General features: G+C 60.1%; 12 protein-coding genes. 4 read left to right on the forward strand and 8 right to left on the reverse strand.

Translation table 11 applies throughout. The annotated features are described in order from the left end of the window. Positions 1-782 precede the first annotated feature (782 nt). The 6 genes from AAAX72_RS04350 to AAAX72_RS04375 all read right to left on the reverse strand — a co-directional run bounded on the left by AAAX72_RS04350 (position 783) and on the right by AAAX72_RS04375 (position 8,566). Positions 783-2,411 (reverse strand): ABC transporter ATP-binding protein, encoded by a 1,629-nt coding sequence (locus tag AAAX72_RS04350; RefSeq protein WP_117564924.1) that lies wholly within the window; start codon positions 2,409-2,411, stop codon positions 783-785. 1,289 nt (positions 2,412-3,700) lie between these two features. Next, the gene (locus AAAX72_RS04355) at positions 3,701-4,639 is read right to left on the reverse strand and encodes an FHA domain-containing protein (protein WP_349091081.1); all 939 of its coding nucleotides are present in this window, start codon (positions 4,637-4,639) and stop codon (positions 3,701-3,703) included. A gap of 3 nt (positions 4,640-4,642) precedes the next feature. Further along, positions 4,643-6,487 (reverse strand): hypothetical protein, encoded by a 1,845-nt coding sequence (locus AAAX72_RS04360; protein WP_349129245.1) that lies wholly within the window; start codon positions 6,485-6,487, stop codon positions 4,643-4,645. After that, positions 6,484-7,389 (reverse strand): hypothetical protein, encoded by a 906-nt coding sequence (locus tag AAAX72_RS04365; protein WP_349091079.1) that lies wholly within the window; start codon positions 7,387-7,389, stop codon positions 6,484-6,486. The genes AAAX72_RS04360 and AAAX72_RS04365 overlap by 4 nt, the downstream gene beginning before the upstream one ends. Before the next feature lie 246 nt (positions 7,390-7,635). Further along, on the reverse strand, positions 7,636-8,232 hold the full coding sequence (gene recR / locus AAAX72_RS04370; protein WP_006235173.1) for a recombination mediator RecR: 597 nt from the start codon (positions 8,230-8,232) through the stop codon (positions 7,636-7,638). A 13-nt stretch (positions 8,233-8,245) separates the two neighbouring features. Then, positions 8,246-8,566 carry a YbaB/EbfC family nucleoid-associated protein gene (locus AAAX72_RS04375; RefSeq protein WP_006235174.1) on the reverse strand — a complete coding sequence of 107 codons (321 nt, stop codon included), beginning with the start codon at positions 8,564-8,566 and terminating at the stop codon, positions 8,246-8,248. A gap of 340 nt (positions 8,567-8,906) precedes the next feature. On the opposite strand from AAAX72_RS04375, the gene AAAX72_RS04380 reads away from it, so the two are divergent. Continuing rightward, positions 8,907-9,374: a hypothetical protein gene (locus AAAX72_RS04380; RefSeq protein WP_349129246.1), complete on the forward strand. Its 468-nt coding sequence runs from the start codon at positions 8,907-8,909 to the stop codon at positions 9,372-9,374. A 29-nt stretch (positions 9,375-9,403) separates the two neighbouring features. Here AAAX72_RS04380 and AAAX72_RS04385 read toward each other — a convergent pair whose 3' ends face one another. Beyond that, positions 9,404-9,664: a hypothetical protein gene (locus tag AAAX72_RS04385; RefSeq protein WP_099432547.1), complete on the reverse strand. Its 261-nt coding sequence runs from the start codon at positions 9,662-9,664 to the stop codon at positions 9,404-9,406. Between the two features lie 54 nt (positions 9,665-9,718). After that, entirely contained in the window at positions 9,719-12,190 is a 2,472-nt protein-coding gene (dnaX, locus tag AAAX72_RS04390) for a DNA polymerase III subunit gamma/tau (RefSeq protein ID WP_349091077.1), read from the reverse strand. Positions 12,191-12,305: 115 nt separating this feature from the next. On the opposite strand from dnaX, the gene AAAX72_RS04395 reads away from it, so the two are divergent. The 3 genes from AAAX72_RS04395 (at position 12,306) to AAAX72_RS04405 (ending at position 16,030) form a co-directional block, all read left to right on the forward strand. Beyond that, positions 12,306-13,022, forward strand: coding sequence for a hypothetical protein (locus tag AAAX72_RS04395; protein ID WP_349091076.1), 717 nt, complete (start codon positions 12,306-12,308; stop codon positions 13,020-13,022). Positions 13,023-13,166: 144 nt separating this feature from the next. Continuing rightward, positions 13,167-15,020 carry a serine/threonine-protein kinase gene (locus tag AAAX72_RS04400; protein ID WP_349129248.1) on the forward strand — a complete coding sequence of 618 codons (1,854 nt, stop codon included), beginning with the start codon at positions 13,167-13,169 and terminating at the stop codon, positions 15,018-15,020. Beyond that, positions 15,017-16,030: an FhaA domain-containing protein gene (locus AAAX72_RS04405; RefSeq protein WP_035136732.1), complete on the forward strand. Its 1,014-nt coding sequence runs from the start codon at positions 15,017-15,019 to the stop codon at positions 16,028-16,030. Before AAAX72_RS04400 ends, AAAX72_RS04405 begins: the two co-directional genes overlap by 4 nt. Position 16,031 lies beyond the last annotated feature (1 nt).

The raw sequence follows: 16,031 nt of genomic DNA on the forward strand, positions 1-16,031 counted from the left end.
CATTTCCCCGGACAGGACCACCTTTGCCGCCGAGACCTTGAACTGCCTGTCGTATCGCTTTCTTCTTTGGGTCATCTTGAACACCTTTCGCTCTTAACTAGGTGTCCAATTCATCATACCCACTCCAGAAAGCCTCCCATTTCTCATGTCCAAGAAATGGGAGGCAGTTCAAAGTGATCGGACGGGCTTCTCTATTTAACCCGGGCCGCCACCCATGGCGGCTTTCCAAGCGTATTCTCAGTGCAAAGCAATCGTCAGTTTAATCCTATGCGCTGATACCGCATTTCATTTGTTCGGCTCGAATTCTACGGCCTGGCAACCCTCGCACTCTCCGGCAAATGGATTGAACGCGAAGGCAGAGATGATGTGTGCGTGGACATCGAGGCTGCTGTAGGCAACATACTGGGACATGGACCCCCGCTGCGCGTGGTATGCGGCCCGGCATATTCATTGCCGTCCAACCCCGTGTAGTTGCAGCAAAGGGTGGAACCTCAATGCTCAGCTCATGTTGTCCGTGGGACACGAGAATCGTAAGTACACTTTGGTGCGATTCTCACGCTGATACTGAGCCACCTGGAATAAGATACGTCGCGACAACACTTCGCTTCACCTCTGTCTCGACAAGATGACGTAGACTAAAGTTTCCTTTAGTAAGAGAACGAGAACTATATCTGAAAGCGTTGCGATGGCGTGAAGGCACCGAGTCCGAACCGCCTGAATGCTACGTGCATCTGCATCGCCTTTTTGTTATCTCTGCCAGTTGGGCAGCACTACACTTGTCATCATTTACCCTGGTACATGCTGCCTAAATCCACTACCCCTTCTACCGCGCCGACCATCTCGTCATCGTGAGAGACAACGATGATCAGCTGGCTTTGCTTGTTGCGCTTAACATAGGCCGCAAGCTCGGCGCGGCTTACAGCGTCTAACCCAGTCGTGGGCTCGTCGAGTACCAAAACTGACGACTTGCGTGAAATCGCCGACCATAAGTACACTCGGCGCAGCTCACCGCCCGAAAGCGCGGAGCAACGTTTCCCGAGCAACTCCTTCACGCTGTTTTCCAGCGAAAGTAGGCCATCTACACCCCGGTGATAGGAAGAAAAGGGCGTGTCGAAATACTCTAACAGCTCTTTCACCGTTTCGTCCGGCGCGAAGCACGACTGTGGGCAGCACGATATCTCTCTCGCACGTATGTAATCCAAGTCGCATTCTTCGATTGGCACGCCGTTGTATTTTACTTTGCCTTTCGATGAGTATAGCCCGAGCATCAAGTAAAGAAGTGACGTCTTGCCTCTTCCGTTTTCCCCAACTATGCAATATGTACCAGGACCGGAAAACTTGAAAGAAAACCCGCCGAGGACCTCTCGGACAGATCCGTCTGGAAGGGCAACCGAGAATTCCAAATCAGATACCGAAATGTCATTTATTTCATCGAGTTTAGCTAAATCGGTCCGATTCCACCCCGATCTCTCCTTTTCTCTCGTCGCGATAGCCGTCCTATCCCATGATGCTTTGGCATCTTGATAGGATTTGAACAATGACATCATACTTTTCAAAGTCTTAAAGAGAACCGCGAAGTATGTACCGATGATAGTGTACTCGCCTATTGACATAGTTCCGTTAATGATTCGTACTCCGGAAACAACAAGTATCACCGCTTGAAACAACGCTGCGAAAAGACCATCGAGCGATGTCAGAGAATATGATAGCTTTCCGGAGCGCAAAACTTTGGGAAAATAGCTCTTAAACCCAGCGTCGAGCGCTTGTTCGCTCTTGCCGTACGAAGATGTCAGTTGAATGTTGAGAATCTGATTAAGCTGCGATGCAATTGCGGCGTAAAAGGCGCTGTCCGCCTCTTTCTTCTCATACGTGACCCTATACAAAAGTTTCCTCAACCCAGTAATTACACAGAAATACACGATGAGGAGAATGATGGAAAACACCGCGAGAGTTGAATCAATTGACCATATGATAAGCAATACGATGGGAATGGCTACAATGGACAGCGGCGCACTGATAAAATTCGCCAAAACGAAGGATGAGACCACGCTGGAGTCGGAAATAATCCGTTGCGTTGTATAGGCTGGATCGATGGTCCGACTCACCAAGTAATCGTCTCTTTCAAAACGCAAGACGGCCTCCCTGAGAAGATCAAAGGAAAGTCTCGTGGTTATGCGAATGGAAAGTGTTCCTGCAAAATAAGTAAAGAGGGTGGAGAAAACTCCTATTGACGCAACCAGGAGCGCGAAGAGTACGGCGTCTCTTTCGCTGCGGTTACCGAGAAGAAAATCTAAGAATTTCCCGTTCACGTATGGCATGGCATAGGAGAGAGCGGTTCCAATCACCGTGATAGCAATGAAGACGAAAGCCCCTTTTGCTCTGATGAACCTCGAGAGAACGCATCGAATCAAGGAAGGCCCCAATCTACCCGCCACAAAACATCAATCACTGATACCTTACACCTCAACACAACAGGAGCGAAGATTTGCCAATGAGACTGCTTTAAGATTGCCTTGGGCCAATACGATCTCAAGCTCTTCCTACAAGAGAGTCGGAATCGGACATCTCCTCCGACGAACCTGGCAATCGGGCGGTTGAAATATCTTTTTCAACCGCCCGATTGCCACAATAGATTTGAGCATCCGCCCACAAACGTCCGCGTTTTATACCCATCAAATCCTTTGCCTTTTGTCGTCTAGACTAGAAAAATCGCTCGAAATAACGCAACCGGCCTGCTCGCTTGAAGAAACCTAAGCCCGTAACGTAGATGTGCAAACTTCCGAAACGCCTTGCGCGGCATAGTGCGTATAAACTTCGTCAACCGCCTCAGAAATATCTGAGTATCGCGCCGGGTCAAAAGCATACGATGTCGCAGCTATACCCTGCACCCATTCGGAACGCGGATTAATTGAATAGCCACACAGCATCATCATACATGCATCTAGACCTGATTTCCCAAGTATCCGACGTATTGATGAGAGCATCGCGGGTCGCCCCTGCACCATCGTCGTCACCCCTATTAGCAGTATTTACCGTTTTTCTCTAAATGCGTATCGCCACCCTTAAGAATACGAAGTGTTTTATCCAGACCCGATTGTCCTCCATCTCAAACGAAGGGATAAGGAATCTCATCCGGAATCGGCAGTAACGGAGGATTCACAACGACAAGCGAAAAACATGAGTCATCTCTCAGAGGGGAGTAAAGGCTCCCCTCAAGCACCCTAGTTTCGTCATCCAAAGAGTTGATGGCAGTGTTTTTCTTACAAAGGTCGACAACAAAAGGGTTGATTTCTACAGATGTTACATCCATGCCACAGTTGGTAAGTATCAGGCCCTGTATTCTGGGGCCAGAACACAAATCGAGAGCCTTCCGTGCGCTCTGCGGTGTAAGGCGCCAATCTCAGCAAATCTGTCCCACAATACTGCGCTGAAGAACAAGACGGAACCCCTGAGCCAAACTCCCCTATACCTTATTAAGGCTAAGACAGGCAAGTTCACGCACCCGGCATATTCCAGAATAACATCCTATTGTTTTAGATGCTCTACAAGCATGAACAGCCGCGAATCGGAAAGATCTTCTAGTTTCGCCCCGACTGACCGCCAAGGGGCGAAATGGCCCCTCCATCCCCGGGCGACCGGCTCTGGCGCGCCGAGGAGTGTCCCCAAGTGCCGGCAGAAAAGGAACGGCCCTATCTGCCGGCTAGAGGGCACCGAAGAGAATGGCGTAGGTAGTGGATTCGCCGAGCTTGAGCTCGTCGCCGGGATTGAGTTGGGCGGAACGGCCGGGCTCGACCTGAATGCAGACGCGCGTGGCCCCGTTTACCACCACGGTTCCGTTGGTGGACGACAAGTCCTCGACGTGCCAGATATTTTGAGCATCGCACCAGATATGGGCATGGCGGGCCGAGACATCATCGCCGACGTCGGTAATATCGCCCTCACCAGTGGCCAGCGCGCCAATCTCAACACCCTGCTCACTCGGCTGAATCCAGCGCGGGGCGCTCACGACAAAACTGTTTTGCACGCGCAGCAAGCCCAAGGGGTGCGCCGGGGCGGGTTCGCGCTCGCCTGCGGTCATCGACATGCCAAGCGAACGCGGCGTGGAGGTGCCTCCGCCACAGGTCGCGTGCGCGTAGTCGATGGCATAGTTCACCGAGGACCGCACATCCGCCGAACAACCGACGGCGACAAACAGCACCAGCACGGCCTCGGCGCGCTCGGCGGGCATGAGTTCCGCCGCCTGGGACAGGCGATCGAGCGCGTTGCGATAGAGATTCGTGTCCTGGTGGCACTCTTCGAGCGCGCGTACCATCGGTTCACCTGCGGGACCGCACACCATATTGATCACAGCCGTGGAGTCCATGGGATTTCGCTGGCGCAGGGCCAGTTGCGACATAATACGCGCAGCCGAGGTACCGTATTCGGCAAAGTAGTGCTGCTGAAGCGTGCCGACCGGCGCGCGAACGATAAAGCGGGAAACCCAAGAGCGATCGGCGGCCCGGCTCTGCGGGCTGCGGCCGTCGGCGAGCGGACGGGACGAAAGCACCGAGCCGCACAGCTCGATATGGCTCAGATGCGCCGCGCGCTTAAAGATGTCAAACATGGCCCCGCATGGGGTGAGCTCAACTTGAGATGCCATGACCTAAGCCTCCTTGGTCGTAGAAATAGAATCGGACGATACTTCGACAGGTCCGCCAAAAGTACGGGCAGCTGCGGCTCCACCGGCAAGCGGAGTCGCCATCTGGGCTTTTGTGCGTCGCGGTGCCGAAACGGGAAGTTCAAAGGCAAAGCCCATCGCAAGCAAAAACCACGTAAGCGTATAGGTTGCAACCAGAGCGGCAACAAGGCCGCCCGTCACGGCGCGTTGGGAAAATACGATACATGCAGCCACAACCAGCACCGGAACCTCGCAGGCAGAAAGCGCAAGCACACCCTGCAGGAACCCCGAGCGCCGATTGCGCGCAAGTGCCCCCGTGGCAACGCCGGCTATGCCTGGCAGCGCCAACGCCAGCGCGGCAATAATACCCGGTAGCGACCCAGACCACACGAGCGATCCCAAAGTCGCCGTCACGCGAGCGCCCGACGCCAGCAGCGCGGCCGAAACCACGACCACAGCCCAAACCACGCCACAGACGACCGTCGCGCCGACCATCAGCGCGCGACGAACCGCGCGGCCAGACGCATCCATGGGGCACGGCGTGAGCGGCTCGCCGCGGAGCGAACGACCGACATTTTGCGCATAGTGGTCACAAAACGCCGAGAGCGCCGCCTCGACCGCCGCCGGCTCGGGACGATCTTTTTGATGGCTGGACAGACAGGCCATCACCACGTCGAACAGCTGGGCATCGACAAACGTCAGCGCATCGCGTAGCTCTTCGGAATCCGGCTCAAGCCCTAGCTGCTGGGCCTGCTCGGCCGCGGCGAGCGCCACATCGGGCTCACGACGAAGCAGCTGAGTCAAATCACAACCGGGCGCATGGGCACCAATGGGATAGTCGGGCCGCGTGTCCATCTTGAGACGGTAGGGGCTGGCGATGTCGCGCGTCTTTTTGCGCGAACCCGAGGTGCCCGAAGTGCTCGGCGCGGCTTCGTATGGCGCGACGCCGGCAATGAGCTCGTAAACCGTGCTTGCCGCGGCGTAGACGTCGATCGCCGGCGACATACGCAAAGCGCGCAGATCGGGAATATCGTCGGTGAGCATCTCGGGTGGGGCATAGGCAACCGTCGCGCGACGCAGCGTGGCATAGCGCTCCGTAAACGACGCCTTGCCGCCGGTACCGGCCACGGCCGACGCAGGCTCGAGCGCCAGCGACGAGCCAAAGTCGATCAGGCACAGGTCAAAGGTGCCCTCGGCAAGCTGCCGGTCAAGCGGTAGACGCGCCGTACGCACCATAATATTAGCGGGCGAGATATCGCGATGGACAAAGCCCTCACCCACCAGGCTCATACGGCAGAGCAGATCGAACAGGTCGCGACCCAGACGCGCCGCCACAAGCGGCGACAGGCGTCCGGCATCGTCCACGGCGAGTCGCGAACGCAAGCGGGCAAGCGTCTCGCCCTCGACCCATTCCATGACAATTGCAGGCACACCGTCGACCTCGCCCCAGCCATAGAGGCGGGGAAAGCCCTTAAGGCCCGAAAGGGCGCGATGGCATTCGTATTCCTCGCGAAACGCCGCCTTGAACTTGGCGACCAGCGCCTCGTGAGCGGCATCGTCGTCAAACTCATCGCGCGTCGGCAAGATGAGCTGCTTGAGTGCCACGGCCTCGCCTTGGGCGTTGACGGCACGCGTCACGCGGCCGATACCGCCACGGCGCATGGTGGCATCGTCGGCAAACAGCATCGTAAAACGACGCAGATAGGCAGGCAGTTCGTCCTGACCGAGCGCAATGGCCGGCTCAAACCCGTCGACACGCGCCAGGCGCAGACCGACCATGGGATCGCGACCGAGCGATTGTGGTGTGGTGGATGCAAGATCGATCATCATAGGGCAAGCGCCGCCACGTTATTGTTGAAGTTACCGAGCGCGACGTCATCATCGCCGTAATGGCCGACCCATTGACATAGGTTGGTGTAACAGCCCCACAGATTGGCATACTGCTGATACCACTTTGACCGGGGCGAGAATGTCTGACGACCGAACTCAGCTCGAATAACAAACATCTCCCCGACCAGGCTGTCGCACGGCCTGGGATCTCCCGTAGAGTTATAGGTCGAGACCACGTCATTGGCACGAGAAACATAGCCGTCGAGCATGTTGTACTTGGTCACAAGCCAACTGTGAATGCCCTCTTCATCAGCAGCGGAAAGGCCACCGGAGTTTGCATCGTTGTCAGTGTTGCCGCCCGTCGAGCCGCCGTTTCCAGACCCTCCGGTAGAGGAGCCCGACCCAGAGCCGCCGCTCGAACTCGACGAATTCGAGCCGGAGCCAGAAGTATCCGAGCTACCGGGCTTTCCGGACTGCTGGGCGTCCTGCTCCTTCTGCTGCTCGACCTTATTCACCGTTGCCGCCACGTTATTGTTGGACAACCGATCGATGATCTTGGTGTTGGTGAGCACGATGGTTTTGCCATTGGCAAGCGTGACTTCGTTGTCCGGGGCCTCGGCGCCGTCCGCATCGTCGGTGCCAAACACAATATGCGCGACCACGCTTGCCCAAGCATATCCAGTCGTGGTACCCAGATCACTTTTGACCTCATGCCCCACGCGCGGTTCGCGTGCGGCATGCGCCTGCATCATGGACGGCACGGTCATGCCATAGGCAGAAACGCCAGCTATGACCAGCACCAACGAGCACGATAGCAGTGCGTACGCCCGAGGCGCCAAGCCCAGTCGGCGTCGCATGCGCACCGCGGCGCCGCGCTTTGTCTGAGTGCCACCGGGCCGCATGCGTTCTCCTCCAACAAAAACACGCCGCTCAGAAGCGGCGCATTCATTCGAATCCATATTTGAGTGTATCAGCGAACCCAAAAGGTTGCGCAACGAATGGGCAAATTAAGGATGCGAGCGGAAGCATCCATGCGATAAGCGGATACGAAGTATCTTTGTTGCACAACAAACTCACAGTCGCACGGGGAAATTATGACTACCCCGTGCGACCGCGAAGATAACGTACGGCAGGAGCAGGCTCGCCACCTAAATCGCGCGACGGGCCTCGATGGCGCGGCCAAGCGTAAGCTCGTCGGCATACTCCAAGTCGCCGCCCACGGGAAGGCCGCTTGCCAGACGCGACACCTCGACGCCCAACGGCTTGATGGTACGGGCCAGATAGCTCGCCGTGGTCTCGCCCTCGATGTTGGGGTTGGTGGCGATGATGACCTCATGGATATCCTCGTGGCCCAAGCGTGCCAGCAGCTCGCGAATGTGCAGCTGCTCGGGGCCAATCTTGTCCATGGGGCTGATTACGCCGCCCAATACGTGGTAGAGACCGTGGTAGCTGCCCGTGCGCTCGATTGCCTGGACGTCGCGCGGCTCGCCCACCACGCAAATACGAGTGGTATCGCGCATCGGGTCCTGGCAGATGGAGCACTCGTCGGCCGTGGCGTAGTTAAAGCAACGGCTGCAAAAGTGGACCTCCTGCTTGACCTCCAGGATGGCCTCGGCCAGGCGGCGGGCCTCCTCGGCATCGGCCTCGAGCAGGTAATAGGCGATGCGCTGGGCCGACTTGGGACCAATGCCCGGCAGACGGCCCAGCTCATCGAGCAGTTTTTGCAGACTGTGATTCGCACTCATTTATATGTGTGTCTTAGAACGGCATGCCCGGGATGTTGAGGCCGCCGGTGATGGCGCCCATCTGCTTGTTGGCGAGCTCGTTGACGCCGCGGACGGCCTCGTTGACGGCAGCCATGATCATGTCCTGCAGCATATCGACGTCCTCGGGATCGAGGGCATCGGGATCGATGGTGAGGTTGACGAGCTCCATCTCGCCGTTAACGGTCACCTTGACCATGCCGCCGCCGGCAGAGGCGTCGACGGTCTGGGACTTGAGGTTCTCCTGCGCGGCGGCAAGCTGCTCCTGCATCTTGCGAGCCTGCTTCATCATCTGCTGCATGTTCATACCGGCCATGATGGCTCCTTTACGTGCGGCCGCACGCCGAGCTGCAAGGGCAGCCGGAGCACGGCGGGACTTTCAAACTCGAAAATCGTACCACGGCGCGAGGCCAGCGAACGGGGCGGACACGCTACCTCAGTCGATATACATGTCCTGGAGTGCAAGCCGCACCCAAAAATTATGCAAAGTTGAATAATTCGCATCTGCATAATATTGAAAGCTAAATCTTGTAGAGCCGGAATCCGACATTTAATGCGTACCACTAAATGGCTAAATGCCGAGCCACTACTCGAGGCGGCGCTCATGACGGCGAGGTATAATTTGATTGCCATAGATAGCAATTTGGAGGTGCCCCATGAATGCCCACGACGTGCTCCAAAACATCCGCTCAAAACACCCCGTTGCATATTTGGTTCTCTATCTCTTTGTCGGCTGGACATTGCTGGTTGTCATCACCCATGCCATAGCTTTTGGAGCAGAACTGCTGATAGCCAGCTCGGACCAGCCCGTCGTCAAATGGGAAGCGACCGATGAGTGCACCGACGGAACTCGAACCATTTACTACAACAGCCCGTCCCTCTACCAAGAGTTCAAGGTCAAGATAAAGGACTCCAAGATTGTCGATGCCGAACCAGGCGCTTTCTTGACAATCGGAGCAACCCTCAACGCCGAGCAAGTCGAGCACACGGACAGCCATGCGACGTATCGTATCGACCTCAGCATCCTAGGCCGACCGTCACGTACCTGTCTGCTCGAATGCGATATACACGGCACCACACTACACATGTCCGAAATACAGATGCGCCCGGACAAAAGAAAGTGATATATGGCCAAGTCGAAACAGACTAGGCATTAGGCATAGACTCGTCCGCCTTCGTAGGCAAAACGCAGGATGAGCGGGGCATTGTTACGCACGAAATCATCGAGTTCTTTGAGGTCCGCTTCGCTAAAGCCCTCGTGTGACACCCAATTGAATGCCGGCAAGATACACTCCGCCGTGTCAAAACCCCAATCGCGCGGGCGCTCCACAACAACCTTCACCGTGTTGTCCTCCCGGACTTCGGAATACGAAACCTGCGTATCGTCCTCAAGGCGGACATATTCCCACATCATAAGCTCGCTCCGTTCAAAGGGTTCTCTTCTTGAGCAGTATACCCGCCTGCGCAGCTACTCCACCGGTTTGAAGATGGTGGCCTGACCGAAGACGCTGCGGATGAGGTCTTTGGCCTCGTCCTCGGTCTGCGGGATGCTCGGGGCTGCACCCTGATGGCCGAAGGGGCTGCCCGCACCGGGGTTGGACTCCCAGGGAGCCGCAGGAGCGTCCTCCTCTTTGGGGGCAGCTACAGCGGACTTGGGCGCGGACGCCGCACCCGGCACGTCGAACGGAGGCAGATCGTCCCCGCCAGCATCGGCAGCAAAGCCGCCGACCATGGCGTCGTCGTAGGGTACCTGCTCGGATTCCCACGGCGCGGCAGGCTGAGTCTTGGGAGCGGACGCGCGCTCGGGCGCACGGGGTGCGGGCTCGGTCGGGAGCTTACCCGTGGCAGGAGCACCGGCGGGGTTGTCGGAGCGTAGCCAGGGGGCTTTGCCCAGGTCAGACGACTTGGGCGCAGGCGAGACGGGCTTGGGCGCGGGTGTCGGAGCAGCCGGTTTGGGCGCCGCGGGCTTAGGCGCCGACGGGGTCGATGCCGCTACCGGTGCCGTTTGCTGCTGCGACGCGCTGGCGCTCGAGGATACAGGGGCCGCCGAGGACACGGGTTGCGGGTCCGCAGATGCCGCAGCCCGTGCAGATGGAGAATGCTCCTCATGTTGAGGAGCCGGCGTGCCACCCCCATCCAGGACATAGTCGACGGTACGACGACCGAAGACCGCGCAGACCGTCGGTAGGACCACCGACTGCGTATCAGCGCGACCGAGCATCTTAATGGCAAAAGTCGAACCCGCGGGGAACGAGACCGTGAGCTTGGAGCCGTCGTCGGCCGTGGCGCGGGCGTTGAGCAAAAGCCCTGCGTAGGAAGCCTGACGCGCCTTGACACGCTCGACAACCTCGGCCCATTTGCGCTGCAGCTCTCCGGCATCCTCGACCGCGGGCGTCTCGGCGGCACCGGCGGCGGCAACCTGGGCGGCGTTGTTGGACTGGGGCTTAGGTGCCGGAGCGGTGGCAGGCGCGGGGGCCGCAACGGGCTGAGGCGTCGGAGCCGGCGCAGGCTGAGGTGCAGGCGCTGCAGGCTTGGAAGCTGACATGGACGCAGAACGGGGCGCAGGCTGAGCCGTCGGAGCGGCAGCACCACGGTCCCAAGGCATACCGCCCTGGCGCGCGGACGTAACAGCGGGGGCAGCGGATGCCGCCGGGGCGGCAGCGCGGGCGCCCGAAATGAGCGTCGGCTGTTGGGCAGCAGCGGGTACGGATGCTGCAGGCGCGGCGGCCTGAGCAGCAGCCACGCTCGCCGGCACGGCGGCGTTGGCAACCATGGCCTCCAGGCGTGCCACGCGCTCGGCCAATGCCTCAATCGTTAAATCAGCCTCGGGACGAGCCAGACGCGTGCAGGCAATCTCGAGCACCAGGCGCACGTCGCTCGCGCCCCTCATCTCCAGTGCGGCATCGTCGAGCACTGTCAGCACACGAGCCAGGCGGTCGGCAGGATGCTCGCCAAAGGCAGCGGCCTCGGCAGCAAGCGCCTCGGCCTGCTCGGAGCCGCCCTCAAACAACTCGGCACGGGCACCGGCAACGCAGGCAACATACACGTCGCGCACGTGCGCCACCAGGTCGCGCGTCAGTTCCAGCAGATCGTTACCTTCCTCGACCTGCGCGCGAATAAGCCCATACAGCTCGGCAACATCGCGATCGGCAATGGCGCGGGAAAACTCGCCCAGAATCTGGTCCGAAACCTCGCCTAAAAGCGAGCGGGCGTCGTCCGCATGCACAGAACCGTTGCCAAAGACGCTCAGCTGCTCCAGCGTGGACAACGCGTCGCGCATGCCGCCCTTTGCATGGCGCGCCACGATAGCCAGCGCCTCGTCGTCGTAATCGAAGCCCTCCTGCTCGCACACGTATGCCAGGCGATGCTCGATATCCTCGTTGCCGATACGGTGGAAATCGAAGCGCTGGCAGCGCGAGAGGATGGTCTCCAGAATCTTTTGCGGGTCGGTGGTGCACAGCACAAAGATCACGTGCGCCGGCGGCTCCTCAAGCGTCTTGAGCAGCGCGTTGAACGCCGCCGTCGTGAGCATGTGGACCTCGTCGATGATATAGATCTTGTACTTGCCGCGCACCGGGGCAAAGTTGACGGAGTTGATGATCTCCTCGCGCACATTGTCCACGCCCGTGCGGGAGGCGGCATCGAGCTCGTAGACATCGGGGTGGTTACCCTCGGCAATGAGCTCGCACTCCTCGCAAGTACCGTCGGGCATGCAGCCGCTTGCACCCTCGGCGCGCGCCGCCTCGGCATTGCGGCACAGCAGCGCCTTGGCCAGAATGCGCGCCATGGTGGTCTTGCCCGTGCCGCGCGGTCCGCAGAACAGGTACGCGTGGGACAGGCGCCCCTCGGTGATGGCGTGCTCGAGCGTCGAGACGATATGCTGCTGGCCCACCACGGAGTCAAAGGTGAGCGGGCGATACTTTCGGTACAACGATTCCATGGGTGCTCCCCCGGGTATACTGAGATTTGTTGCCGCGACGGCCATGCGGTCGCACGGCATACTGCATTCATAATAACCCGTACGGCGAGCCCGCCGCGATAGGAGTCTAAAGAGCATGGCAGACGCAGAGAGCAACCTCGTTCCCTCCGAAGCAGCCGACCAGGTCGAGGTCGCGCTCGAGGAGCAGGCCGCGGCCGACGACGGCATCCTGTACCTCAACGAGTACCAGTACGAAAACGACCTGGTCACCGACTTTGCGCGCCTGGTCGCCTCGCCCAGGCGCCGTGGCTCCCTGTACGTCGCCGCCGCGATTGCCGCGCTCATCGGCGTCGGCATGTTGGTGGCCGGCGGCAGCTGGATCAAGTTCGGCGTCGTGCTGATCGTGTTCGGCGCCTTTTTGGCCTGGTGGAGCAAGAACCTGCACCACACGCTAGCCCGCGACTTTATCGACGCCGTCGAGGCCGACGAGTCCATGGGTGGCCGCTATCGCCGCGTCGCCGCCAACGAGGACGGCCTGATGGTTTGGGGCAAGAGCGGCAAGTCGCAGTTCTTCCCGTTTGACAAGCTCGACCACGTACTCGACGGCGAGCGCATCTTTGTGGCCATGTTCGCCGACCAGGGCGTGACGATCCCCAAGGACACCTTCGTCCGTGGCGATGCCGAACAGTTTGGCTCCTTCCTCAAGGCCCGTATCAACAAAAAACTCCGCATCGAGACCAAGAAGAAGAAAATGAAGGCCGAGAAGGCCGCCGCCGAGGCCAAACAGGGCGACAAGCCCCAGGAGACCAAGGGCAAGCAGCGCAAGCAGAAGAAGAACAAGAAGAAGCGCTAAGGGCAAGCCAGACAGGCAGCCTCGCATCCCGTTATCCTCGCCATCCGCCCGAGCGTGCTACACTAGCAGCATCTATGCCACCGCGAACGGCTCGGCCCCGCGCCCGCCGCTCGCAAACGAACTTTAAACGCACGAGGGTTGGCCATGCCGCTTTTCTCGCAACATACCGCCCGGTTCTCGCCGGACGTTCCCTTGGAGGGCACCAGCTCTCGCGAGCTGCTCAAGCGGTACCAGCCGCTCGAGACGCTCGCGACCGGCGGTTTTGGCTCCATCGAGATCTGCCGCGACACGCACCTGCGCCGCCGCGTCGCCATTAAGCGCATCCCCCTTATCAACGGTGCCGGCATGCCCGCCAGCGACATCATGGATGTCCTGCGCGAGGCGCACACTGCCGCCATGCTTCAACATCCCAATATCGTGCAGGTCATCGACTTTACGCACGACACAGCCTATGCCTACCTGGTTATGGAATATGTCGATGGCATGTCGCTGGCCGAGTTTTTACATCGCGTGGACGGCCACTCACTTACCTTTGACGAGGCCGCAGCCATTGCCGATGCCCTGGGCCAGGCGCTCACCTTCGCCCATAGTAATGGCGTACTCCACCTGGACATTAAGCCCGCCAACGTGCTCATCGACCACTCGGGCAATGTAAAGCTCACCGACTTTGGCATGGCGCGGCTGTCGTCCGCCGGTGGCTTTGGCGGCTCGCGCGGCGGCACCATCGGCTACATGCCGCCCGAGCAGCTCGATATCGAGACCGGCACGGTCGACGAGCGCGCCGATGTCTTTGCCCTCGCCTGTGTGATCTACGAGGGCCTGTGCGGCAGCGCTCCCTTTATGGCGGCCACGCCCGCCGACTCGCTCGACCGCATCATCGGCGGCGCCACCTATCCCAGCGAGCTGATACCACACTTTCCCCCGGGAGCCGAGAGCGCGCTCATGAGCGCGCTCTCCCCCATGCCGCAGGACCGCCCCAACAGCATCGAGGCATTTTGCGACCAGCTCCTTGCCGGTCTGGGCAGCGTGCGCGAGGGCCGTCGCAGCCTGGAGCAAATGGTTGGCGAGCTTTCGGATGACGAGCAGGAGCTCGACGGTATCGAGCCGTCGCACTACGAGGACGACGCCATCGAGGTCGACCCCGCACTCGGCTGGGCGGGCACGCGCTGGAGCCATGCGCGCGACTACACCATGCGCATTATCTCGACGCTAACGTGCGGCACCTTTAGCTTTTTGCTGATGCAAACGGCCGGGGTCGCGGCGCTTCCCAGCCTGGTCATTGCGGCTATCGCGATCGGAGCGGCGGCTGGCCTGGCCCCCCAGATTGGCTCGGCCATCTCGGCTGTGGGCTTTTTGGTGCTCATGGCCAACGCCACCATGCAGGCGCAGGGCATCCTGTCGATGTTGCCCGTCGCGGTGATCTTTGCCGCCGCCATGTCCGGTTGGTGGATCGCCTGGGGTCGCACCGAGGCTGCCGCGAGCGCCGCACTCACCTGTGCACTCGCGCTTGGCTGTCTGACCGGCAATACCTTCCTGGCAGCTGGGGTCGCCGCCGGCGTCGCGTCATTTTGGCTCGGCCCGGCAAGCGCCGCCGCGGCAACGGGCATGGGCGCGCTTTTTGCCCGCCTGGCGACAGTCGCGCTTTCAGCCGGAGGCGTGCTGGGGCTCGGTAACGTTGCCGCAGCGCTGGGAGACCCACTCCTTTGGGCTGCCTTTGGGCTGGCCGCGGCAACTGCCGCAGCGTCATCCGCGCTGCTCAATGCCCATGCCAAGCGTGCCAATCAGGGCTCAAACCTTGCCGCAATCGCCGCCATCGCTGTCACCGGCATCGGCTGCGCAGCGGCGTCCTGTCTTGCACACCATATGGAAATTGCCAGCCTTGCAGCCGCGGTCATCGCCAAGGCGGCGGTTGCGGGAACCCTATCCTCTATAATCGTTGGGATATGCCTATATTTGCTCGGATACCAAAGAACCTATACGGAGAGTGATCTTTCGTGAACTTCCTGAACATCTTCGAGGACCACGTGGCCGGCATCTTCGGTGCCACCCGTGCCCCGTTCTCCTTTAAGAAGCTTGCCAAGCAGGCCGCTCGCGACATGGAGGATCAGACTCTGGTGATCAACGGCGTCAACACGGCGCCGGCACTCTATACCATCCTGATCGCCGCCGACGACGATCCCATGCTCGCCCCGTTCTACCCCGAGCTTTCGCGCGAGGTCCGCGAGTTTGTGAAGGCGCAGGCCGAAAAGCGCCGCTATGTGTTTGTCGGCGAGCCCCTCGTGCGCTTTATGATCGATCCGCAGCTGCGCGCCGGCAAGTTCTCGGTCTTTGCCGAGAACGTCGATGCCCCCACGCTCGGCCGCCTGTACGAAGAAGAGCGCGCCTATCAAAACGGCCTGGGCCAGAACAACTCCGCGGCAAGCCGTGCCGCCAGCGCCCCGCGCGCCGGCCAGCAGCAGTTTGCTGCCCCGCAGCAGCAGCGCCCCGCCGCCATGCCCCAGCAGCAGCCGACGCCTCGCGCCGCCGCTCCCGACCCGCTTGCCGTGGCAGACCCCTTCGCGCCTAGCGTCCCCGACCCCGCCGCCGCACCCATCCCGGTGCCTCAGACCGTCTCGCGCGACGCGCTTGCCGGCATGGGCGGAGCCGCCGCGACCGGTGCCGCCGTGGGCCTAGGCGCCGCAGCCGGCATCGCCTCCAACATGGCGAGCACTCGCGCCCCGCAGCGCCCGCTCGCCCAGCTCGTCGACGTCGTGAGCGGCGAGAGCCATAGCATCACCTCCGCACAGGTGACCATCGGTCGCGAGCGCTCAGTTTCCGACATTGCCCTGCGCGACCCCAACGTGTCGCGCCGCCACGCCCAGCTCACCTTTACGGGCTCGGATTGGTCGATCGAGGACCTCAATTCCACCAACGGCACGCTCGTCAACAACCGCCGCATTACGCGCTGCCCGCTGCGCAACGGCGATCTGCTGACGTTTGGCCTGAGCACCTTTGAATTTAGGGGATAGT

This window comes from Collinsella sp. CLA-ER-H8 (genome assembly GCF_040092335.1).
In the GTDB taxonomy this organism is placed as follows: domain Bacteria; phylum Actinomycetota; class Coriobacteriia; order Coriobacteriales; family Coriobacteriaceae; genus Collinsella.

What these genes read in the sequence shown, in the direction of transcription:
- dnaX (WP_349091077.1), bottom strand. Translation starts at nt 12,190, where the DNA reads ATGGAATCGTTGTACCGAAAGTATCGCCCGCTCACCTTTGACTCCGTG.
- AAAX72_RS04355 (WP_349091081.1), bottom strand. Translation starts at nt 4,639, where the DNA reads ATGGCATCTCAAGTTGAGCTCACCCCATGCGGGGCCATGTTTGACATC.
- AAAX72_RS04375 (WP_006235174.1), bottom strand. Translation starts at nt 8,566, where the DNA reads ATGGCCGGTATGAACATGCAGCAGATGATGAAGCAGGCTCGCAAGATG.
- AAAX72_RS04380 (WP_349129246.1), top strand. Translation starts at nt 8,907, where the DNA reads ATGAATGCCCACGACGTGCTCCAAAACATCCGCTCAAAACACCCCGTT.
- recR (WP_006235173.1), bottom strand. Translation starts at nt 8,232, where the DNA reads ATGAGTGCGAATCACAGTCTGCAAAAACTGCTCGATGAGCTGGGCCGT.
- AAAX72_RS04385 (WP_099432547.1), bottom strand. Translation starts at nt 9,664, where the DNA reads ATGATGTGGGAATATGTCCGCCTTGAGGACGATACGCAGGTTTCGTAT.
- AAAX72_RS04400 (WP_349129248.1), top strand. Translation starts at nt 13,167, where the DNA reads ATGCCGCTTTTCTCGCAACATACCGCCCGGTTCTCGCCGGACGTTCCC.
- AAAX72_RS04360 (WP_349129245.1), bottom strand. Translation starts at nt 6,487, where the DNA reads ATGATGATCGATCTTGCATCCACCACACCACAATCGCTCGGTCGCGAT.
- AAAX72_RS04365 (WP_349091079.1), bottom strand. Translation starts at nt 7,389, where the DNA reads ATGCGGCCCGGTGGCACTCAGACAAAGCGCGGCGCCGCGGTGCGCATG.
- AAAX72_RS04395 (WP_349091076.1), top strand. Translation starts at nt 12,306, where the DNA reads ATGGCAGACGCAGAGAGCAACCTCGTTCCCTCCGAAGCAGCCGACCAG.